Genomic DNA, 21,319 nt, shown 5'->3' on the forward strand with positions numbered 1-21,319 from the left:
CGGCTTTTAGACCTAAAAAAACTGTAGCTAAACCAAGTAAAAAAGAATCTACCACACCAAAAACAAATCAATCAATAGAAGGAGCAGATATGCACTTTACTTTTACCGTCGACGGAGACAAAAACTGGAATAAAGGCACCGTTTACTATTACAACGGATCTAACAATACAATCAAAGGACTATCACATCCAGACGAGTGGAAAATCATCAAAGAGATGTTTAAAGAGTCTACTGGTCGAGATATGCCTCACAAAAAATGGACTAGCAAAGCACCTTGGTACGTGCGCTTTATCGGCGCGACAGGCGCTAAACGAGTTTAATAATCACACAAAGCCCCTAGCAGATTGCTGGGGGCTTTTCTATTATGATGGACATTTTCAAAAATGTCCGTTGTGACGGAATTTAATTGTTCAAACTTTCATAATATGCAGTAATCTTTATCACTTTATCAAAAGACATACCCCCAATATCAGTCCGCCCCTTGACATAGTTCGCCAAGGTTTGCTCTGATATGCCTGTGACCTGTGCTATTTGATAACGTGAGTGACTTTGGATGAAATTCATCATTTCTTCCTTAGATAATACTTCAATCATAGATACTCCTTTTTGTTAGTTTCCTTGTCTAAGGTAACCTCCCTTACCTTATGTCTATATTACACTATTATTAATAATAGTAGTCAAGCGATTTGATAAAGTTCTTCCTGAATAGCTCAAAAGGAATTTGCCCACCATTCGCCCACCAATTTTCCAATAATTAGCCTAATTTAACCAAATAAAAAATCAAAAAGCCCTATTTTATGGGTTTTTCATCCGGTTAAATTCTGCGTATTCAGGTACTGTAATCCCCTCCTCTCCTTAACGAAAAGTTTATGTTTAAGGCAGGAAACACCAGTAGTAGCTGGTGTTTTTTGGTTCCTCATATTACTTGGAATCTTGAATAAATAGCTGATTTATGCTAAAATAGTTTGATAAGATTTTCGAAAGGGAAAAGAATGGCCAATATATTACGTACACTTATCGAAAATGATAAGGGTGAATTACGAAAATTAGATAAATTAGCAAAAAAAGTTGAAAGTTACGAAGCGGCAATGGAAGCTCTCTCGGATGAGGAGCTTCAAGCAAAAACTCCTGAATTTAAGGCACGATATCAAGCAGGTGAAACCCTAGATGACCTTTTGCCAGAAGCATATGCAGTTGTCCGTGAAGGGGCAAAACGTGTTCTTGGACTCTTTCCTTATCATGTGCAAATCATGGGTGGGATTGTTCTTCATCACGGTGATGTTCCAGAAATGCGTACCGGTGAAGGTAAAACTTTGACAGCAACTATGCCTGTTTACCTTAATGCACTTGCTGGTGAAGGTGTGCACGTTGTGACCGTCAATGAGTACTTGTCAACTCGTGACGCAACTGAGATGGGTGAACTTTATAGCTGGCTCGGACTTTCTGTTGGAATTAATCTGGCCGCTAAATCTCCTGCTGAGAAACGTGAAGCTTATCTTTGCGATATCACTTACACGACTAACTCAGAAGTTGGATTTGACTACTTACGTGATAACATGGTAACTCGAAAAGAGGCTATGGTACAACGCCCACTCAATTTTGCTTTGGTCGATGAAGTTGACTCTGTCCTTATTGATGAGGCACGTACACCCTTGATTATTTCCGGTGCCCAAAGTTCAGATATCAGTAAACTCTATGATTTAGCTGACCATTGTGTAAAAGGTTTGTCAGAGGAAGATTACATCATTGATGTGCCGACGAAAACCATTGGTTTATCAGACTCCGGTATTGATAAAGTTGAACAATATTTCAAACTTGATAACCTTTACGATTTGGAAAATGTAGCATTGACACATTTTATTGACAATGCACTTCGGGCAAACTATATCATGACCTTGGACATTGACTATGTGGTTAGCCCAGACCAAGAGATTCTTATTGTAGACCAATTTACAGGCCGTACTATGGAAGGTCGCCGTTTTTCTGATGGTCTTCACCAAGCTATTGAAGCAAAAGAGCATGTGCCAATTCAAGATGAATCTAAAACTAGTGCTAGCATTACTTACCAAAACTTCTTCCGTATGTATAAGAAGTTGGCAGGGATGACGGGTACAGCCAAGACCGAGGAAGAGGAATTCCGTGAAGTTTATAACATGCGCATCATTCCAATTCCTACCAATCGTCCCATCCAGCGTATTGATCATTCAGATCTTCTTTACCCAACCTTTCGTGCCAAATTCAAAGCTGTGGTTGAGGATGTGAAGTCTCGCCACGAGAAAGGACAGCCAGTTCTTGTCGGGACAGTTGCTGTTGAAACTTCTGATTTAATTTCAAAACTTTTGGTTGAAGCGGGGGTTCCTCACGAAGTCCTAAATGCGAAAAATCACGCCAAAGAAGCTCAAATTATCATGAATGCAGGACAACGCGGTGCTGTTACCATTGCCACCAATATGGCTGGTCGTGGTACTGATATTAAGTTGGGCGAGGGTGTTCGTGAATTGGGTGGACTATGTGTCATTGGTACAGAGCGCCATGAGAGCCGTCGTATTGATAATCAGCTCCGCGGACGTTCCGGTCGTCAAGGTGACCCAGGTGAATCACAATTTTACTTGTCATTTGAAGATGATTTGATGCGCCGCTTTGGTTCGGACCGTATCAAAGCCCTCTTTGAGCGAATGAAACTTGATGAAGATGATACGGTGATTGAGTCTCCAATGCTGACGCGTCAGGTCGAGTCTGCTCAGAAACGTGTCGAGGGGAACAACTACGATACTCGTAAGCAGGTCCTTCAATACGATGACGTTATGCGTGAACAACGTGAGATTATCTATGCAGAACGCTACGATGTCATCACAGCAGATCGTGACCTTGGTCCAGAGATTAAGGCTATGATCAAACGTACGATTGGACGGTCAGTGGATGCTCATGCTCGTGTCAATAATCGTAAAGAGGCTTTGGAAGCTATCCTTAGCTTTGCTCAGATGAATCTCTTGCCAGAAAATCAGATTTCAATGTCTGATTTTGAAGGGAAGAAAGATGCTGATATTAAAGCCCTGCTATTTGATAAAGCATTAGAACATTATGATAGTCAAATTAGTAAACTTCGTGACGAAGAAGCAGTCAAGGAGTTCCAGAAAGTGCTTATCCTTATGGTGGTGGATAATCACTGGACGGAGCATATGAATGCTTTGGATCAACTGCGGAGCGCGGTGGGCTTGCGAGGTTATGCTCAAAACAACCCTGTGGTCGAGTACCAATCAGAAGGCTTCAAGATGTTCCAAGATATGATTGGTTCTATCGAGTTTGATGTGACACGTACCATGATGAAAGCACAAATCCATGAGCAAAAACGTGAAGAAGCGCCAGCGGCATCACATACAACGGCAACGGCTAATATTGCGGCAAAAGGATCAGGTACAGAGAGTGTTGCCAATAGTCAACTTGATTTTACAAATGTTGACCGCAATGATAAATGTCCATGTGGATCAGGTAAAAAATTCAAAAATTGCCACATGCGTGCTTTAAGATAGATGATAAGGGAGAGCAATTATTGTTCTCCTTTTTCTGTGTTTTTGAGAGTGAAGCTGACAATGCTCTTTCAGCTTCTTATAAGAATGATTGAGGCTGTTAGAATTACCATGATTTCTACCTTTTTTCTTTCCTTATTTCGTGATATAATAGTAAAGATAATTTATTGACATGGAGAAAACATATGAGCTTCTACAATCACAAGGAAATCGAGCCCAAATGGCAGGAATTTTGGGCAAAAAATCATACTTTTAAGACGGGAACAGATGCGGCTAAGCCAAACTTTTATGCCCTAGATATGTTCCCTTATCCGTCTGGTGCAGGCTTGCACGTTGGTCACCCTGAGGGCTATACTGCAACCGACATTCTCAGTCGTTACAAGCGTGCTAAAGGCTACAACGTCCTGCACCCAATGGGGTGGGATGCCTTTGGTCTGCCAGCTGAGCAATACGCTATGGACACGGGCAATGACCCAGCTGACTTTACAGCGGAAAATATCGCCAATTTCAAGCGTCAGATTAACGCCCTTGGCTTTTCTTACGACTGGGACCGTGAGGTCAATACGACAGACCCTAACTACTACAAGTGGACCCAGTGGATTTTCACCAAGTTGTATGAAAAAGGCCTCGCCTACGAGGCAGAAGTGCCTGTTAACTGGGTAGAGGAATTGGGAACAGCGATCGCCAACGAAGAGGTCCTTCCTGACGGAACGTCTGAACGTGGTGGCTACCCAGTTGTTCGCAAGCCAATGCGCCAATGGATGTTGAAAATCACTGCCTATGCAGAGCGTTTGCTTAATGACCTAGAAGAAGTTGATTGGCCAGAGTCTATCAAAGACATGCAACGCAACTGGATTGGCAAGTCAACTGGTGCCAATGTGACTTTCAAGATTAAGGACACAGACAAGGACTTCACAGTCTTTACAACTCGTCCTGACACCCTTTTCGGTGCCACCTACGCAGTTCTTGCTCCTGAGCACGACTTGGTGGATAGCATTACATCGCCTGAGCAGGCAGAAGCTGTGGCAGAATACAAACGCCAAGCCTCTCTCAAATCAGACCTAGCCCGTACAGACCTAGCAAAAGATAAGACAGGTGTTTGGACTGGTGCTTATGCTATCAACCCTGTCAATAACAAAGAAATTCCAATCTGGATTGCGGACTATGTGTTGGCGAGCTACGGAACAGGTGCTATCATGGCTGTTCCTGCCCATGATGAGCGTGACTGGGAATTTGCTAAACAATTTGGGTTAGAAATTATTCCTGTTCTGGAAGGTGGCAATGTAGAAGAAGCACCGTACACAGAGGACGGTGCCCATATCAATTCGGACTTCCTAGATGGTCTTAACAAGGAAGAAGCTATTGCCAAAATGGTGGCTTGGTTGGAAGAAAATGGTGTCGGTCAGGAGAAAATTTCTTACCGCCTCCGCGACTGGCTCTTCAGCCGCCAGCGTTATTGGGGTGAGCCAATTCCAATCATCCACTGGGAAGACGGTACTTCCACAGCAGTACCTGAAAATGAGTTACCTCTGGTATTGCCAAAAACTTCAGACATCAAGCCTTCAGGTACAGGGGAGTCACCTCTTGCTAACTTGACAGATTGGTTAGAAGTGACACGGGAAGACGGCGTAAAAGGTCGCCGTGAGACCAATACTATGCCACAATGGGCGGGCTCTAGCTGGTACTACCTCCGCTACATCGACCCCCACAACGATGAGAAATTAGCAGACGAGGAGCTTCTCAAAGCTTGGTTGCCAGTGGACATCTACATCGGTGGTGCTGAGCACGCGGTCCTTCACCTGCTCTACGCTCGCTTCTGGCACAAGTTCCTCTATGACCTTGGCGTTGTGCCGACCAAAGAGCCATTCCAAAAACTCTTTAACCAAGGGATGATTTTGGGAACTAGCTACCGCGACAGCCGTGGTGCCCTTGTAGCGACAGATAAAGTTGAAAAACGTGATGGTTCTTTCTTCAACATCGAAACTGGTGAAGAGTTGGAGCAGGCACCTGCTAAGATGTCTAAGTCTCTTAAAAATGTGGTTAACCCAGATGATGTGGTCGAGCAATTCGGTGCGGATACCCTCCGCGTTTATGAAATGTTTATGGGCCCACTTGATGCGTCAATCGCTTGGTCAGAAGAAGGTCTCGAGGGCAGCCGTAAGTTCCTTGACCGTGTTTATCGCCTCTTGACGACCAAGGAGCTTGTGGCGGAAAATAGCGGAGCGCTTGATAAAATTTACAATGAAACTGTGAAGACAGTGACTGAGCATATTGAAGACTTGAAATTCAACACGGCTATCGCCCAGCTCATGATTTTTGTCAACGCAGCAAACAAGGAAGATAAGCTCTATGTGGAATACGCCAAAGGCTTTGTCCAATTGATTGCCCCATTTGCGCCACACTTGGCAGAAGAACTCTGGCAGGGTCTGGCAGCAACAGGCCAGTCAATCAGCTATGTCGCATGGCCAACATATGATGAAAGCAAACTAGTAGAAAGCGAAGTGGAAATCGTTGTCCAAATCAAGGGCAAGGTAAAAGCCCGCTTGACCGTAGCCAAAGACCTGTCACCAGCTGAACTTGAAAAAGTAGCTCTGGCAGACGAAAAAGTCCAAGCTGAAATCGCTGGGCAAACAGTGGTGAAGGTGATTAGTGTTCCGAATAAACTAGTTAATATTGTTGTGAAATAAATGTAAATAATAAGAAAACGACTTCCGTATTGGAGGTCGTTTTTGTATTTTCTAGAATGATCAGGTTGTCTTAATTTCCGTTGTGATACGGAAAAAGAGGGTCTGTGTATCCGTTTACAATAGATGTTTACTGAAATATAATAAGAATATAAAAGAAGATGAGGGAGGAAAAGCGTGTTGAAAACTCTTAAATTAGTGACAATTGGTGGCGGCTCGAGTTATACTCCAGAATTGGTTGAAGGAATGATTTTTCGTGCACATCAATTACCCATTCGAGAATGGTGGTTTGTTGATGTTGAACAAGGAGCAAACAAACAGGAGATCGTAGTTGAGTTAGCACGGCGAATGGTCGAAAATGCAGGCCTGGACTGGAAGATAGAGTCGACCTTAGACTGAAGAGAAGCATTGATAGAGGCTGATTTTGTAACGTCTCAGTTCCGAGTTGGCCAACTACCTGCGAGATACTTAGATGAGACCATTCCATTGAGTTATGGGATGCTGGGGCAAGAGACCAATGGGGCTGGAGGAATCTTTAAAGCTTTTAGGACCATTGAAGCATATAAAGGGATTATCAAGGATATGAAGGACTTGTGTCCGAATGCTTGGTTGATTAATTTTACGAATCCTGCTGGTATCGTAACGGAAGCCATTGCTAATGAACTCCACTGGAAGAAAGTTATTGGTCTGTGTAATATCCCTATTGGTCAAAAGAAACTTGCTGCTCAGATTTTAGGCCAATCGGAAGGAGACCTAAGTACGCGCCATATTGGGTTAAATCATTTTCATGAAGTTTGGGATAAGTATGGGGAAAATCGTACGCAAGTAGTCTTAGAAACATTGTATGGGGATTTGAGAGATGAGACGCCAGAAGCAGTCAAAAATATTACTAATCTAGAGTTTCCTATTCAATTGCTTCGGACGATTGGAATGTTGCCATGTGATTACCATCGTTATTATTTTTTTGGAACAAGAAATGTTAGAGGATGCTTTGGAACAGTATCGTCAGGGTAATATACGAGCCAAGGTTGTGCAAGAAGTAGAGACAGAATTGTTTGAGCTTTACAAAGCCCCACAATTGAAAGATAAACCAAAACAACTGGAACTACGTGGGGGTGCCTACTATAGTGATGTTGCCTGTCAAATCATTTGTGCTATCCATAATGATAGTAGAGAAGAATTGACTGTATCTACTGTAAATAGAGGAGTTATTCCCTATCTACCTGAAAATTGTGTGGTAGAAGTCACCTCGATTATCTCTGCGCAAGGAGCAACTCCACTAGCTTGTCCACCAACTCCGCCGATTGTAACCGGCTATTTGCAACTGATGAAGCAAATGGAGCTTGTCACTGTTCAGGCAGCAATGACAGGTGAATATTCACTGGCTTTACAAGCTTTTACACTCAACCCGCTTATTTCAAACGGACCACAAGCTGAAGCGCTATTACAAGATATGTTACTTGCACATGAGAATTATTTGCCACAATTCGCACCAGCTATACAGCACATAAAAGAGAGAAGGAACAATCAATGACTAAAGACAAGGTATTTTATCAATTTCCAACAAATTTTTTATGGGGTTCTTCTACATCAGGACCTCAAAGTGAGGGAATTGAGCCAGGTGATGGAAAAGGACAGAACAACTGGGATTATTGGTATAGTATTGAGCCTGAACGATTTCATAACAAAATTGGCCCTAGTCAAACATCAACATTTTACAAACATTATGAAAAAGATATTGATTTACTAGTTGAAACTGGGCACACTGTATTTCGGACTTCCATTCAGTGGTCACGTCTCATACCAACAGGTACTGGAGAAATTAATCAAGAGGCAGTGTCCTTCTATCGTTCGGTTTTTTCTTTGGTAAGAGCAAAGGGAATTCAACTCTTTGTCAATCTTTATCACTTTGATCTTCCCTATTGTTTACAAGAAAAAGGTGGTTGGGAAAATAAGGAAATTGTTCGAGCCTACGAAGCATATACACGTACATGTTTTGAATTGTTTGATGACTTAGTCGATCGTTGGATTACCTTTAATGAGCCGATTGTTCCAGTAGAGTGTGGTTATCTAGGAAATTATCATTATCCATGTAAGGTTGATGCAAAAGCGGCAGTTGCGGTGGCTTATCATACACAGTTGGCAAGTTCTTTAGCTGTAAAGGCATGCCATGAGGTAAATCCTCACAAAAAAATCGCTATTGTCTTGAATCTAACTCCAGCCTACCCTCGTAGTGAGCAAGCAGAGGATATAAAAGCAGCTCGAATTGCAGAATTGTTTCAAACAAAGAGCTTTCTAGATCCGTCTGTGTTAGGAGAATATCCCGATGAATTAGTCGAGCTGATTGATGCATATGGTCTAATGCCAGAGGTCAGCGATGAGGAATTAGCCATTATTAAGGAAAATCGTGTGGACTTCCTAGGGGTGAATTATTATCAACCCCTTCGGGTACAAGCTCCAATCAATAGTTGGAAAGAGGGAGAGCCTCTTACTCCGGAACATTTCTTTGCCCCATATGATATGCCAGGTAAAAAAATGAATCCGCATAGAGGTTGGGAGATTTATGAAAAAGGGATATATGATATTGCGATAAATATTAAGGAAAATTACCATAATATCGAATGGTTTGTAACAGAAAATGGTATGGGAGTTGAAGGAGAGGGCGCATTTAAAGACAATGGACTCATTCAAGATGATTACCGGATTGAATTTATCGAAGATCATTTAATTGAATTACATCGAGCTATCCAAGAAGGGGCGAATTGTAAAGGATACATGTTATGGACCTTTATTGATTGCTGGTCTTGGTTAAATGCATACAAGAATCGCTATGGATTAGTTGAACTGGATCTAGACACGCAAGAAAGAATTGTTAAGAAATCAGGCAAGTGGTTCAAGAAATTGAGCGATGCTAATGGTTTTCATCGCTAGGAGGGAATGATGGTGGAACTGGGCTTTTCAATTTATCCTGAAAACTATTCGCTAGAAGAGAGTCAAGCTTACATTAAACTTCTGCACCAATACGGAGCAAGTCGCCTATTTATGAGTTTGTTGCAACTTGAAAATGGAGACCGAACAGTTTTCGAATTGTATCAAAAACTAATTGACTATGCAAATCAACTAGGGATGACTGTCATTGCAGATATCAGTCCCCATTTTATCGCAGCGCAAGGTTGGGATGGGGCATTGATGGAGCGTGCAGCTGAAATGGGGTTGGCTGGGATTCGTCTTGATGAAGCTCTTCCTTTGGAAGAAATCATTGAGATGACACATAATCCACACAACATAAAAGTTGAATTGAATTTGAGTACAGATAAGACCTTGCTGTCCAATCTTTTGGCTAGTGTTGCAAACAGGGATAATATTATTGCCTGCCATAATTTTTATCCTCATGCTTTTACAGGTTTATCCGAAGAGCACTTCTTAGAGATGTCATCTTTTTATCATCAATCCGGTATAAGAACTGCGGCATTTGTCAGTGCACAAACAGCTTCTGAAGGACCGTGGCCATTATCTGAAGGTCTACCAACTTTAGAAGATCATCGATTCTGGTCTCTTCCCTTGCAAATTGCTTGGATGAAGGCAACGGGTTTTATTGATTCTATTTTGATTTCAAACCAATTTATCTCGGAGGAGGAACTACAATCCATTCAAACAGTTTTAAATGAAGATACAATCAGCCTCATGGTTGATATTGATGAGGGGTTGACTCCCGTTGAAAGAGAGATTGTAGCGTTTGATCATGTTTATAGAGGTGATATTTCTGCTTATGTTCTGCGTTCAACCATGCCCCGTGTGGTGTATAAGGACGTATCTGTACCGGCTCGGTCAGACCAAGCAATTCCTGTGGGACGAGGGGATATCTTAATTGATAATGATTTATATGGTCGCTACAAGGGTGAATTGCAAATTGCACTCAAAGAATTTACCATCAGTCCAAAGGTAAATAAGGTCGGACGAATCAGCCCAGACTATCTTCCCTTGTTACGCTTTATTAAACCGTGGCAAGAGTTTAAACTGGTCATAGCTTCCGAGCACTTTCATTAATGATGCGGAAAAAGTAGGCACCTCTAGAAATCGCTTTCATGTTATAATGTACATATAAGAAATCAAAGACTGTTGGCGGAAAGGAGGGAGCATGTTATCTAAAAAAGAAGTACGCTTGTTAGAGGCTTTACTTGCAAAACAGGAGACATTCGTACCAAGCATCGAGCTAGCCAAGGTATTATCAGTGAGTGACCGAACGGTAAGAACGTATATTCATCAACTGACATCTTCTTTAGAAAATAGCGGTGCTCATATCCTTTCAAAACAAGGTAGTGGTTATTGTTTACAGATTGAACGGCCAGTTGAGTTTGAAATGTTTTGGCAGGAGCAATTGCTCCTAAAAAAGCGGTTAACCGATTTAACCCAACTAGAAGAAGCGGGGGATCGGCAACGGTATATTCTGAACAAACTCTTGTTCGAGGATCCAGTTCAGTCTCCTGAATGTTTACAAAGAGAGTTATTCATTGGAAAGACTACGCTTCATTCCATTTTGGCAGATATTCGAAAACTATTTATCCCCTATCAATTAGAACTCCTTGTGACACGTAAAGGAATTGAACTAAAGGGGGATGAACCTGCTATCCGTCACTTTATTATGGATTACTTTTTTGATGAGGGAAATGTTCAATCTGTTTATGGGGTTGTCGAAACCAATCTATTGCCAGATATACGGTTCACAGACTTAATGTTAATCGTTTTAGACGAGTGTCGGGATGCTAAATTACGTTTATCGGATTTTGTCATGCAGAATCTAGTGCTCCATATCGCTCTTCTTTTACAACGATTGAAAATCGGGTCTGGTCTAGACCGATTCCCAATACCGGAGCGTATTCAGTCGTCTCAAGAGTATCTTGTGGCACAACGGATTATAGATCGAATCGAAGAAACGTTTCAAGTGACGATACCGTCAGAGGAAGCAAATTACATTGCTTTGCACCTTAAGGTAAAACTAACGGGAAATCCAAATCAAGATGGTGAGGTGGAAGAGATATTTAGACAGAATGTGGAGAATAGTCTTCTACATTTGTCACATTTAACAGGCCTAGAGTTGTCAAAGGATCAGCAACTATTCAAAGGAGTTCTGGCCCATTTGATGCCATTACGTATTCGTTTGGAGAATAATATTCAACTGGGAAATCCCTTAACTGCTGAAATTAAAGACCAATATTTTGAGGCTTTCGAATTAACAAAAACGGCATTTGCAGCGATACCAGAACTAATGGGGTATTCGATTTCGGATGATGAGTGGGCTTACCTTACCTTACATGTGATGGCGGCAATTGAACGTTATCAGGGATTTAAGAAGACCAGAGTATTGGTAGTCTGTGCTACCGGAATTGGAAGTGCATTGATGTTAAAGAATCGCTTGGAGAAAGAATTTTCATCCAGCTTAGAAATTCTTGATACGGTTAGTTATTATGAAGTTACAGAGGAACGACTGAAGGATGTTGATTTGATTATTTCATCCATTAGCTTGTCGAATCTAATTTTTATGACACCGGTTATCAATGTCAGCATCTTCCTATCAGAGAAGGATACTGAGGCTATTCGATCTCATTTACAGCAAACGACCCCAGTTATTCCTGACCAAGGGGAAAATGTGCTAATGGAAATAGGTCAGGCTAAGCAGATTGCAGAAGCAGTATTTGCTCCACATAGAATAATCTATCTTGAGGAGGATTGTGATCGAGAAGTAGTCTTGAAGCAACTAGTAACTACTTTGAACGAATCCATTGAGCCTGATTTTGTTAATCGCTTTATAGAACAAGTGAATTTACGAGAATCTTACAGTCCGGTTGTCTTTGGGGATCGGTTAGCCTTCCCTCATCCAGCCTTGCCGATGAGTTATTCAGAACAAATTGTTGTAGGGATATATAAGAATGCTGTGGATTGGGGCCATGGAAAGCAAGTTCAATTCGTCTTCCTATTGTCACCGTCAAAGGGTCGAAATGCATTTCTGAAGTATATCTCACCTTGTCTGGTTGATTTTGTTCAAGATAGAGTTCTCCAAGAACGTTTGTTACATCATCCAAATTATAAAGAATTAATTGATATTTTTATTCCCCTCATTCAAAGAAAGGGGTAGGAGGAGTTTTTTATGAAACACATTATGTTAGTTTGTAATGCAGGTATGTCTACAAGTATGCTTGTGACTAAGATGCAAAAAGCAGCAGAAGAAACCGGAGTTGAGGCAACTATTTGGGCTGTTCCAGTATCTGAAGCCGATAATGAAGTTGCTCAAAAAGAGATTGATGTATTACTTTTAGGTCCACAAGTAAAATTCCTATTGAACGACTATAAGGCAAAATTTGAGCCAACTATTAAGGTAGATGCTATCAATATGATGGATTACGGAGTCATGAACGGAGCTAAGGTGCTTGAGGCTGCCCTAAAAATGATGGAGGGGTAGTATGAATTCTCCAGAGTATCTTGAAGCGATTATGGGGCTAATCATGTACGGTGGTGAAGCAAAGGGCTTCGCTAGCCAGGCGATTCGAGCAGCTAAAGAAGGTCGTATTGACGAAGCGGAACAGCTGCTCCAAGACGCAACAGCTTCATTGAATATTGCCCATAAATCACAAACACAATTATTAGCAAAAGAAGCAAGTGGAGAGTCTGTTGAATTATCTTTGTTAATGGTACATGGACAAGATCACTTGATGAATGCTTTGACATTTATTGATTTAGCGAAAGAGTTCGTAGATCTTTATAAACAGATTGGATAATTATAGGAGGACTGGGTTATGAAGATATCAAAAATAGGTCAAGTTCCAATTGAGCGACTTTTCGCAACTATTCGCCAATCCTTAAAAGATGATTTTCAGCAAAATACGGGTTCCACCTTGCAAGATCAAGACATTACCCAGGGACTTACTTATACTAAAACATTTGGTGATAAAGGACAACATAGTGTCAAGGTAACTGTAGAAGAGTTTACAGCTCCTTATTGCTATGCAGTTTGTTTCCATTCTAATCGAGGAAAAGAGCATGTTCGCTACCAGTTAGAGGATTTAGGGAATGCTCAAACCAATATAGAATATTCTTATGAGATGGAGGCTGGTGATATTTTTGTAAAAGGTAATCAATTTCTCATGGAAAAAATCTTTTCAAAAAGTATAAAACGTCAGACAAACGCCCAGTTAGAGGCGCTGATTCGTTGCTCTGTTGAGCCGGTATCAGTTTAACATTTAGGACATAAAAAACAAAAAATAGAAAAGGAGACAGAATATGTCAAATATTTCTGAGAAATTCATGGAAATATCTGGGAAAATTGGTTCGCAACGTCATTTAATTGCGATTCGTGATTCCTTTATTTCTATGATGCCCATTACGATGGCAGGTACAGTAGCCGTTCTATTGAACGTCTTTCTGAGAGACATCCCAAATAATATGGGATGGACTGGTTTTGCTGAGGCCATGCAACCAGTGATAGATATCAATGGCTACGTTTATTTTGGAACTATCGGGATTATGGCACTTGTCTTTGCCTTTACCTTGGGTTACAATTTGTCACTCATGTATAAGGTGAATCCTTTAGCAGGTGGTTTAATTTCCTTTGCATCATTCATCTCTACTATTCCTCAAAATGTAACGATTTCCACTGCTTTAGACGGAGTTGATAAGTCAGTTGTTTCTGCTCTGGAAGGTTTGGGATTATCCATTGTGACGACAGATGGAGTTTCAGCCTTGGAAACAAGCCAGTGGGGAGCTATCGCATTGAAATATGGCGGTGCAACAGGTTTGTTTACAGCAATGTTTATTGGCTTCCTTGCTACGTGGGTCTATGCAAGTCTTGTAAAACGGAATGTCATTATTAAATTGCCAGATTCTGTTCCACCGGCAGTTAATAAGGCCTTTGCTGCCATAATCCCTGGTACTGCAGCGATTTATGCGTCATCCATTGTGGCATATCTTGTCTTTGCCCTAACTGGACAATCTTTGAGCGATGTTGTATCAACTTATATTCAGTTGCCACTTCTTGGCCTGTCACAAGGTCTAGGTTCAGTTGTTCTCTTAAGCTTCCTTGTACAGCTTTTCTGGTTCTTCGGTCTCCATGGTCACAATGTCTTGGCACCAATTATGGACGGTGTATATATGGTTGCGTTGAATGAGAACACAGCAGTTTATAATGCTACTCACAATGTGGCAAACTTGCCATGGCTTTGGACTCGTGGTTCCTTTGATGCCTATGCTCAAATGGGTGGTTCTGGGGTCACTCTGGCTTTGATTATTGCTATTTTCCTCTTCTCCAAACGAGAAGAATACAAAATGGTAGCTAAATTATCTGCTCCAATGGGGGTATTCAATATTAATGAACCAATTACCTTTGGTATCCCAATGGTATTGAATCCATTATTTGTTATTCCATGGCTAATTGTTCCACCAGTATGTGCATCTATTGCATATTTAGCGACAGTGGCAGGCCTAATCCCACCTGTTTTCCTTGCAGTTCCATGGATTACACCTCCAGGACTATACGCTTATCTAGCAACAGGTGGTAACATTATGGCTGCGTTGGTTTCACTCTTCAACCTCTTTGTTGCCTTCCTCATTTGGACACCATTTGTTATTGCAGCCAATAAGGTTAAGGCTGGTGAGGAATAATGTTTTCCAAGAACAAATCTCCTTTCTTATTGGCGCTAGGCTTTTTCCTTATCGCGATTAGCCCGCTTTATGGGAATAAATATCTAAACATTATATCTGGTTTGGTTTTTATTCTCATCAGTGTACTTAGGAGTAGGAGAAAATAATTACACTAAATAGAAAACGACTTCCGTATTGGAGGTCGTTTTTCAATCATGTTATGATGCACTTATATTATGCATTCAAGGCAAAGAAAAAAACCATCTAAAGATGGTTTCAGACGGAAGATAGCGTATCTAATTCTCATTTGCCGACTAGCTCTGCAAAATGATATAAAGGGAAGGAAATTGACCATGATGGGTAAAGCGAGCCTTACTGCCACTTTCACTGTGTTGGAAACTTTAGGCAGTTCGGAAGTTTTGAGACTTTGGCTCAAAGTTTAGCCGTGGTATTCTATCAAGAAGTCGCTGGCATTGACAACGCCTAAGAAAGTAGCAAAAATAGAATTTGTCTCAGTTTTAAGAAATCTGAAGCTGATTTTCAGATGTTTGGGAGGAGGTCCGCGTGATCAATCTTGATGCAGCGGTTCATGATGATTTGATTTCTTCCTGCTTGGCGCAGGATGTTTTCAGCTTCTTGGTTTTCAAGTCCAAGCTGTGCCCAGAAGATATCTGCATCTGTTTTTAGAAAATCTTTTGCCACATCAGGGAGAAACTCACTGCGTCTGAAAATGTCAACAATATCAATGTGGACTGGGATTTCTTGGAGTGACGCGTAAGCTTTCTCCCCTAGAACTGTCAAACCAGCAAGTTTAGGGTTAACGGGAATAATGGTGTAGCCTGCCTCTTTTAAATAGTTGGTAACGCGGTAGGCAGCTGTGTCTATACGGTCAGAAAGTCCGACAATAGCAATGGTTTTGGCCTGCTTAAGGTAGTCAGCGATAATCAAGTCACTTGGGTTTTGAAAATGATATGTCATAAGGGTCTCCTTTATTTAGCTTCGTACCAGGTGACGCCTGTCTCAGTTTCGGCAATCAGTGGGACATTGAGCTGGACGGCGGCTTGCATGGTTTCTTGAACCAATTTTCTAACATCTTCTAACTCATCTTTTGGAACTTCTAGGACGATTTCATCGTGTACTTGGAGAAGCATTTGCGCCTTGTAGTTGCCCTTAGTAAGGGCTTTATCAAGGTTTATCATAGCGATTTTGAGAATATCGGCTGCGCTTCCTTGAATTGGGGAATTAATAGCTGTACGCTCGGCAAAATTGCGGACATTGAAATTGCGAGAATTGATATCCGGCAATTCACGACGGCGTTTAAAGAGAGTTTCTACATAACCTTTGTCACGTGCTTCACGAACGACGGTTTCCATGTAATTTTTGATACCAGGATAGCGCTCAAAGTAGGTATCAATATACTCCTTTGCCTTTTTGCGCGTGATACCAAGGTTGTTTGCCAGACCAAAATCAGAAATCCCATAAACGATACCAAAGTTTACAGCCTTGGCGTTTCGGCGGTCATTAGCTGTCACATCTTCTGGTTTTTTGATGCCAAAGACACGCATAGCCGTTGCAGTATGGATGTCGGCGCCGTCTTTAAAGGCAGAAATCAAGTGCTCATCCTGAGAAATGTGTGCCAGCACACGCAATTCAATTTGTGAATAATCTGAACTCAGCAGCACCGCATTTTCTTTAGCAGGAACAAAGGCTTTGCGAATAAGACGACCTTGTTCAAGGCGGATAGGGATATTTTGCAGGTTGGGGTCGGTAGAGGATAGGCGACCTGTCTGAGTCAAATCCTGTACATAGCGGGTGTGTATCTTACCATCTTCCAGAATGTAGTTGGGAAGACCAAGCAGGTAGGTGGACTGAAGCTTGGTGATTTGGCGATACTCCAAAATTTTAGCCACAATTGGAGCGATTGGAGCTAGACGCTCAAGGACATCAACAGCGGTTGAGTAGCCAGTCTTGGTTTTCTTTGTGAACTCAAGAGGTAGCCCCATCTTGTCAAAGAGGATTTCACCAAGTTGTTTGGGTGAATTGATGTTAAAGGTTTCGCCAGCCATGTCGTAGATATTTTCAGTCAAACGGTCAATAATCACTTGGTTTTCGATAGCCATCTCGGCCAAGGTCCCCCTTTTGACTCTGACACCTGCGATTTCCATTTTGGCTAGGACATTTGCCAGCGGCAGTTCCATGTCAAAGAGAAGCTCTGACTGCCCATTTTCAGCTAGTTTTGCCAGCATGACTGCTTTTGACTCTACTAGCACTTGGATTTTTTTGGCTAAATGGCTAAGCAGAAGTCCCTTTTCAGGAACCGCACGCTTAGCACCTTTACCATAGACGACCTCATCGCTTTCTAGCGGTAGCTTAGTATAAAGGCGAGCGATGGTTGACAGGTCGTTATCTTCAACAGTTGACAAGAGGTATTTGGCTAGACGAGCGTCGTAAAGAGCCTCAGGTAAGTCGATTCCTAGGTGGCTGAGTAGCACTTTACTACGTTTGAAGTCATAGGTATTGATAGCACAGCTTAGAGCTTTCTGGAAGGCTGGACTTTTAAGGAGTTCCAAGTTTGTCGAAGCGTAAACCACATCAGCATTACCCCAAGCAAAACCAATGATATCCTCTACATGATAATTGTCATTAAGGACTTCAAAGTAGAAGAAGTCCTCTGGCCCGAAGAGGTCTGCGGTGATAGCGCTTGGCTCTGTATAAGTGACCTCAAAAGTCGGTGTTTGGCCTTGGTTAGCAAGGTTATTTTTGAGCTGAACAAAGCCCATTTCATCATAGAAAGCCGAAAGTTTCTCAAAATCTGGGCCATTGAAGATGGTGTCTTCAAGTCCAATTTGGATTGGGGCTTGTGTATCAATGGTGGCAAGGGTTTTGGATAAAAAGGCCTGTTCCTTATCATGGATGAGGTTCTCTTTCATCTTAGAAGCTTTCATGGAGTCGATATTCTCATAAATGCCTTCCAAGCTACCGTATTCGTGCAGAAGTTTAAGCCCGGTTTTTTCACCGATTTTGGTAACACCTGGGATGTTATCAGAAGAATCCCCCATCAGCGCTTTCAGGTCGATAAACTGTGTGGGTGTGATGCCCATTTTTTCCATCAGGTAGGCTGGGGTAAATTCTTCGAATTCGGCAACCCCTTTTTTAGAAATTTCAACGATGGTATTGTCGTCAGTGAGCTGAATTAAGTCTTTATCACCTGAAACAATGACAACATCGTAAGGCACCTCAGTCCGCTCTGCCATTTTATCCAAAGTCCCTATAATATCGTCAGCCTCATATTGCTCCAGGTCGTAGTAGCGGATACCACGGGCAGTCAGCATCTCTCGAATGTAGGGGAACTGCTCACGAAATTCCTCGGGAGTTTTGGCACGACCTGCCTTGTAGTCGGCGTACATCTCCGTACGGAAAGTGGTTTTCCCAGCATCAAAAGCCACCAAGATGTGGGTGGGATTAACCCGCTCCATCAGGTGGTCAAGCATGAGGTGAAAACCGTAAATGGCGTTGGTGTGAAGACCAGCATTATTTTTAAAACGGTCAATCTGATTATAGAGGGCAAAAAAGGCACGAAAGGCAACTGATGAGCCATCAATGAGTAAAAGTGTGTTCTTGTTTTCCATAAGAGTATTATAGCACATTGTCGTGATTTTCTTGCTTCTAAGTACTGTGAGAGCTAAAGCTGTGCTATAATAATGGTTATGAACATATTCGATACCCATACCTTAATTGGAAACTATTGGATTTAATGCAATTTTAGGACTTGAAGAAAATTATTAACCAAAAAATTAACCAAAGAAAAGCAAAATGTAGCACATAAAAGAGGAATCTCGTAGACTCCTCTTTTTTATTTTAATAATTGTAGAATGGCTTTAATTTTAATTTCCTGTTCCTCCTCTGGAAATCTGGCAAGACGACTGATTAGTTCATTCATTATCCTGCTATTTTGGGTATTACTAAATTCAAAAAAGTCAAAATAATCTATGTTAAGTGTATCTAAAATCTTTGAAAGTGTCTCAATACGAACGCTAAAACGCTTATTTTCTAATTTATTTATATATTTTGGATCTAATCCAGAAGATAGCGAAAGTTCTTCCTGTGTTAGATTTCTTTGAACCCGTAATTCTTTTATACGATTAATAATATAATTTGTTAACTCATTATTGTTTGACATAAGTTTGTTCCTTTTAATGATAGATTATCATTAAATTAGAAACCGATAAACTCACTTTAAGGAACATATATCACAAAAAAGAACCTATGTGTTATAATATTATAAAACCATAAAAGGAGACTTCATATGTTAGTTTATTCTTCATCAACTGCTAAAGCATATAAGCTGTATCATAAAACAGAAGTTATGACAACTACACAAAGAGAGCAATTTTGTAGAGCATTTAAAAAGTATGCAATAGAACGTTATAAGAAAACAGGCCGTCATTTTAGCGGAAATTCAAGAATGTTTTCACGTGACGTATTTAGTATATCATTGTATGAGTTTTATAATTCTTCGGTTCTAGGTTCGTTAGTGCTAAGTAGAAAACTTCCCATGTGGGTATATTTCAACACAGGAAATGATGTTGAAATGGCTTGTAAAAAAACGATAGGAGCGATTCATCTGAAACTTTGGTTAAGCCAACATTCCACCGATATTTGAAGGAATCTGGGCAATAATTTTGATAGAAGTGATGACAAATTTGAGATAATTGGTGCACATTCCATTGCAAATGATGAGATTTAGCAGTATACTGTAAGCGGCTCATTTGGACTAACCTCCTGTATGTTTCATCACTTACAGTATAGTCCATTTGGGCTTTTTATTGTATGTTGAAATTAACTAGCACCATGGGTAATCTATGAATTATTGGTGATGATATGAAACAGAAAGAAAAATTGAGAAACAGTAAATCCCAAACAGACAATCAAGCAGCACGTCTGGCTAAACAAAGCCTTGCGATTGCTGGAACAGTTTTGTTGGCAACATCAGGAACTCTAGTTCATGCTGACGAAGTATCTACTGAAACGACTCAGCCAAACACCGTCTCAGAAGACACTGCAAAAGAAGTTACTCAAGCCGATATAGATTCAGCGAAGGTTGTTGCTGAAACCGCAACTCAAGAAGTACAAGCTCAGGAAAATGTAGTTTCAGAAGCAGAAAATGGGGTAACCTCTGCAACTGAAGAAGTTGCTAGTGCTGAAACAAAAGTAGCTGAAGCTCAAGCGTTGGCTGACCAAGCAACTCCAGAAGGTATTGAAAAAGCTCAAACTACTGTTTCTTCTGCTGAGAAGGAAGTAGCTGAAGCAGAACAAACATTGTCAGACGTTAAAGAAGCAGACACTGCTCAATCAGCGGTTGTCGAAAGTAAAGAAGCTCAAGTACAGGCTAGTCAACAAAAGGTTGATGAGAAAACTGTAGAAGTTGAACAAGCTCAAGCTAATCTCGATAAGGCACAAGCTATCCTTGATGGTACAGGTCAAGCTCAAGTTGTTAAAGAAGCTGAAGAAGCTTCTAAGACTCTAGCAGAAGATACAAAATCTCTAGCACAAGCTGAAGAAGCCTTGGCTCAAGCTAAACAAGCTGATGTTGAGCGCCAAGCCAATATCACTAAGAGCCAAGAGCAAGTAACAGTTGCGAATGACGCTCTTAAAACAGCTACAAACCTTGTGGCTGAGGCTAAAAAAGTGGCTGAGCAGGCAACAAAAGACTTGAAGACGGCTGAAGATGCCTATGCGGTAGCAGAAAATGATGTTAAGGGTATTAACACAATCACGGTAACTCCTGAGTACGTAGCGGCATTGCGTGACTATGCGCTTAACTACTTTGAAAAAGGTGACGAAGCTAAGGCTAAACTGGACGGCATGGCAAAAGACCTCCGCTCAAAGAATGTCTTTAAGGCTAATGAAAACGACGACAAGACTGTCCTAGACACTAACAACTTGTCAGAAAGCGTCCGTACAGAACTTTCACTCTTTGCTTCAGATTTGGTTAACCAAATTCGTAAGGCTTTTGGAACAACTCCAACTAGCGTAACTAAAGGAGCTCTTCAGTTAGCTGATTTGACAACAGATGGGTATGTTGCTGACAACTGGTCTTTTGCTCAGACACGTACAATCGGACATGATGCCAAGGCGGTTAATGCTGCAGCTAAAGAAGTTGGACTCAAAACAACTTCAGCTGAAGATGAGGCTCAGGGATTCCAAAGTTATGAAAATATGAACACCTTTAGCAATCCAAGCGCTACAGTAACGCTTGCAAATGCTAAACGTAAAATCTATCAGAGCCTTATTAGTTTCATGTTTAATGGTTATGAGTATTTACATGCTGAATCAATTTCTGGTCTAACTAATGACACACGTTACTTGGGGATTGATCTATCATCTCGTTCTGATGCAAATTCTGTACATTTTCTACTGGTAGGAGATGAGGACTTGGTTTCAGAATCAACTTTTGATAAAACAGCGATTGCTAAC

The 21,319-nt window shown here is 41.2% G+C and carries 15 protein-coding genes and 3 pseudogenes; 13 read left to right on the forward strand and 5 right to left on the reverse strand.

Features of this window, described 5'->3' with window-relative positions; genetic code table 11:
* Positions 1-320: pseudogene (locus tag G576_RS12675) on the forward strand (hypothetical protein); the annotation flags it as partial.
* 82 nt (positions 321-402) lie between these two features.
* Here G576_RS12675 and G576_RS0109250 read toward each other — a convergent pair.
* Entirely contained in the window at positions 403-594 is a 192-nt protein-coding gene (locus G576_RS0109250) for a helix-turn-helix domain-containing protein (protein ID WP_027974363.1), read from the reverse strand.
* 398 nt (positions 595-992) lie between these two features.
* Here G576_RS0109250 and secA point away from each other — a divergent pair, with 398 nt between their 5' ends.
* The 10 genes and pseudogenes from secA (at position 993) to G576_RS0109300 (ending at position 14,863) form a co-directional block, all read left to right on the forward strand.
* On the forward strand, positions 993-3,530 hold the full coding sequence (gene secA, locus G576_RS0109255) for a preprotein translocase subunit SecA (RefSeq protein ID WP_027974364.1): 2,538 nt from the start codon (positions 993-995) through the stop codon (positions 3,528-3,530).
* 182 nt (positions 3,531-3,712) lie between these two features.
* Positions 3,713-6,214, forward strand: a complete 2,502-nt coding sequence (gene leuS, locus G576_RS0109260) for a leucine--tRNA ligase (protein ID WP_027974365.1) — start codon at positions 3,713-3,715, stop codon at positions 6,212-6,214.
* Between the two features lie 174 nt (positions 6,215-6,388).
* Positions 6,389-7,745, forward strand: a pseudogene (locus G576_RS12680) (6-phospho-beta-glucosidase).
* Positions 7,742-9,142 carry a glycoside hydrolase family 1 protein gene (locus tag G576_RS0109270; protein WP_027974366.1) on the forward strand — a complete coding sequence of 467 codons (1,401 nt, stop codon included), beginning with the start codon at positions 7,742-7,744 and terminating at the stop codon, positions 9,140-9,142. The pseudogene G576_RS12680 and the gene G576_RS0109270 overlap by 4 nt, the downstream one beginning before the upstream one ends.
* 9 nt (positions 9,143-9,151) lie before the next feature.
* The gene (locus tag G576_RS0109275) at positions 9,152-10,258 is read left to right on the forward strand and encodes a DUF871 domain-containing protein (RefSeq protein ID WP_027974367.1); all 1,107 of its coding nucleotides are present in this window, start codon (positions 9,152-9,154) and stop codon (positions 10,256-10,258) included.
* 91 nt (positions 10,259-10,349) lie between these two features.
* Positions 10,350-12,344 carry a BglG family transcription antiterminator gene (locus G576_RS0109280; protein ID WP_027974368.1) on the forward strand — a complete coding sequence of 665 codons (1,995 nt, stop codon included), beginning with the start codon at positions 10,350-10,352 and terminating at the stop codon, positions 12,342-12,344.
* A 12-nt stretch (positions 12,345-12,356) separates the two neighbouring features.
* Positions 12,357-12,668: a PTS sugar transporter subunit IIB gene (locus G576_RS0109285; protein WP_012027953.1), complete on the forward strand. Its 312-nt coding sequence runs from the start codon at positions 12,357-12,359 to the stop codon at positions 12,666-12,668.
* 1 nt (position 12,669) lies between these two features.
* The gene (locus tag G576_RS0109290) at positions 12,670-12,984 is read left to right on the forward strand and encodes a PTS sugar transporter subunit IIA (protein WP_014638781.1); all 315 of its coding nucleotides are present in this window, start codon (positions 12,670-12,672) and stop codon (positions 12,982-12,984) included.
* Between the two features lie 18 nt (positions 12,985-13,002).
* A complete protein-coding gene (locus G576_RS0109295) occupies positions 13,003-13,443 on the forward strand; it encodes a DUF3284 domain-containing protein (protein WP_014638780.1) in 441 nt (146 codons plus the stop codon).
* Between the two features lie 43 nt (positions 13,444-13,486).
* Entirely contained in the window at positions 13,487-14,863 is a 1,377-nt protein-coding gene (locus tag G576_RS0109300) for a PTS sugar transporter subunit IIC (protein WP_027974369.1), read from the forward strand.
* A gap of 519 nt (positions 14,864-15,382) precedes the next feature.
* On the opposite strand, the gene G576_RS0109310 is transcribed toward G576_RS0109300, so the two are convergent.
* The 3 genes from G576_RS0109310 to G576_RS0109320 all read right to left on the reverse strand — a co-directional run bounded on the left by G576_RS0109310 (position 15,383) and on the right by G576_RS0109320 (position 19,022).
* On the reverse strand, positions 15,383-15,820 hold the full coding sequence (locus tag G576_RS0109310) for a CoA-binding protein (RefSeq protein ID WP_027974370.1): 438 nt from the start codon (positions 15,818-15,820) through the stop codon (positions 15,383-15,385).
* 11 nt (positions 15,821-15,831) lie between these two features.
* Positions 15,832-18,471: a DNA polymerase I gene (gene polA, locus G576_RS0109315; RefSeq protein ID WP_027974371.1), complete on the reverse strand. Its 2,640-nt coding sequence runs from the start codon at positions 18,469-18,471 to the stop codon at positions 15,832-15,834.
* A 224-nt stretch (positions 18,472-18,695) separates the two neighbouring features.
* A complete protein-coding gene (locus tag G576_RS0109320; RefSeq protein WP_027974372.1) occupies positions 18,696-19,022 on the reverse strand; it encodes a helix-turn-helix domain-containing protein in 327 nt (108 codons plus the stop codon).
* 126 nt (positions 19,023-19,148) lie between these two features.
* On the opposite strand from G576_RS0109320, the gene G576_RS13725 reads away from it, so the two are divergent.
* Positions 19,149-19,505 (forward strand): hypothetical protein, encoded by a 357-nt coding sequence (locus G576_RS13725; RefSeq protein ID WP_027974373.1) that lies wholly within the window; start codon positions 19,149-19,151, stop codon positions 19,503-19,505.
* On the opposite strand, the pseudogene G576_RS13370 reads toward G576_RS13725, so the two are convergent.
* Positions 19,453-19,611 (reverse strand): annotated as a pseudogene (locus G576_RS13370) (IS982 family transposase); the annotation flags it as partial. The gene G576_RS13725 and the pseudogene G576_RS13370 sit on opposite strands and share 53 nt — an antisense overlap.
* A gap of 112 nt (positions 19,612-19,723) precedes the next feature.
* Here G576_RS13370 and G576_RS0109330 point away from each other — a divergent pair.
* The coding region (locus tag G576_RS0109330; RefSeq protein ID WP_027974374.1) for an SEC10/PgrA surface exclusion domain-containing protein at positions 19,724-21,319 on the forward strand (1,596 nt) is incomplete at its 3' end.

This window comes from Streptococcus porci DSM 23759 (assembly GCF_000423765.1).
Taxonomy (GTDB): domain Bacteria; phylum Bacillota; class Bacilli; order Lactobacillales; family Streptococcaceae; genus Streptococcus; species Streptococcus porci.

Excerpts from the sequence above, each read along its gene's own strand:
- G576_RS0109250 (WP_027974363.1), bottom strand. The coding sequence starts at position 594 with ATGATTGAAGTATTATCTAAGGAAGAAATGATGAATTTCATCCAAAGT.
- secA (WP_027974364.1), top strand. The coding sequence starts at position 993 with ATGGCCAATATATTACGTACACTTATCGAAAATGATAAGGGTGAATTA.
- leuS (WP_027974365.1), top strand. The coding sequence starts at position 3,713 with ATGAGCTTCTACAATCACAAGGAAATCGAGCCCAAATGGCAGGAATTT.
- G576_RS0109270 (WP_027974366.1), top strand. The coding sequence starts at position 7,742 with ATGACTAAAGACAAGGTATTTTATCAATTTCCAACAAATTTTTTATGG.
- G576_RS0109275 (WP_027974367.1), top strand. The coding sequence starts at position 9,152 with ATGGTGGAACTGGGCTTTTCAATTTATCCTGAAAACTATTCGCTAGAA.
- G576_RS0109280 (WP_027974368.1), top strand. The coding sequence starts at position 10,350 with ATGTTATCTAAAAAAGAAGTACGCTTGTTAGAGGCTTTACTTGCAAAA.
- G576_RS0109285 (WP_012027953.1), top strand. The coding sequence starts at position 12,357 with ATGAAACACATTATGTTAGTTTGTAATGCAGGTATGTCTACAAGTATG.
- G576_RS0109290 (WP_014638781.1), top strand. The coding sequence starts at position 12,670 with ATGAATTCTCCAGAGTATCTTGAAGCGATTATGGGGCTAATCATGTAC.
- G576_RS0109295 (WP_014638780.1), top strand. The coding sequence starts at position 13,003 with ATGAAGATATCAAAAATAGGTCAAGTTCCAATTGAGCGACTTTTCGCA.
- G576_RS0109300 (WP_027974369.1), top strand. The coding sequence starts at position 13,487 with ATGTCAAATATTTCTGAGAAATTCATGGAAATATCTGGGAAAATTGGT.
- G576_RS0109310 (WP_027974370.1), bottom strand. The coding sequence starts at position 15,820 with ATGACATATCATTTTCAAAACCCAAGTGACTTGATTATCGCTGACTAC.
- polA (WP_027974371.1), bottom strand. The coding sequence starts at position 18,471 with ATGGAAAACAAGAACACACTTTTACTCATTGATGGCTCATCAGTTGCC.
- G576_RS0109320 (WP_027974372.1), bottom strand. The coding sequence starts at position 19,022 with ATGTCAAACAATAATGAGTTAACAAATTATATTATTAATCGTATAAAA.
- G576_RS13725 (WP_027974373.1), top strand. The coding sequence starts at position 19,149 with ATGTTAGTTTATTCTTCATCAACTGCTAAAGCATATAAGCTGTATCAT.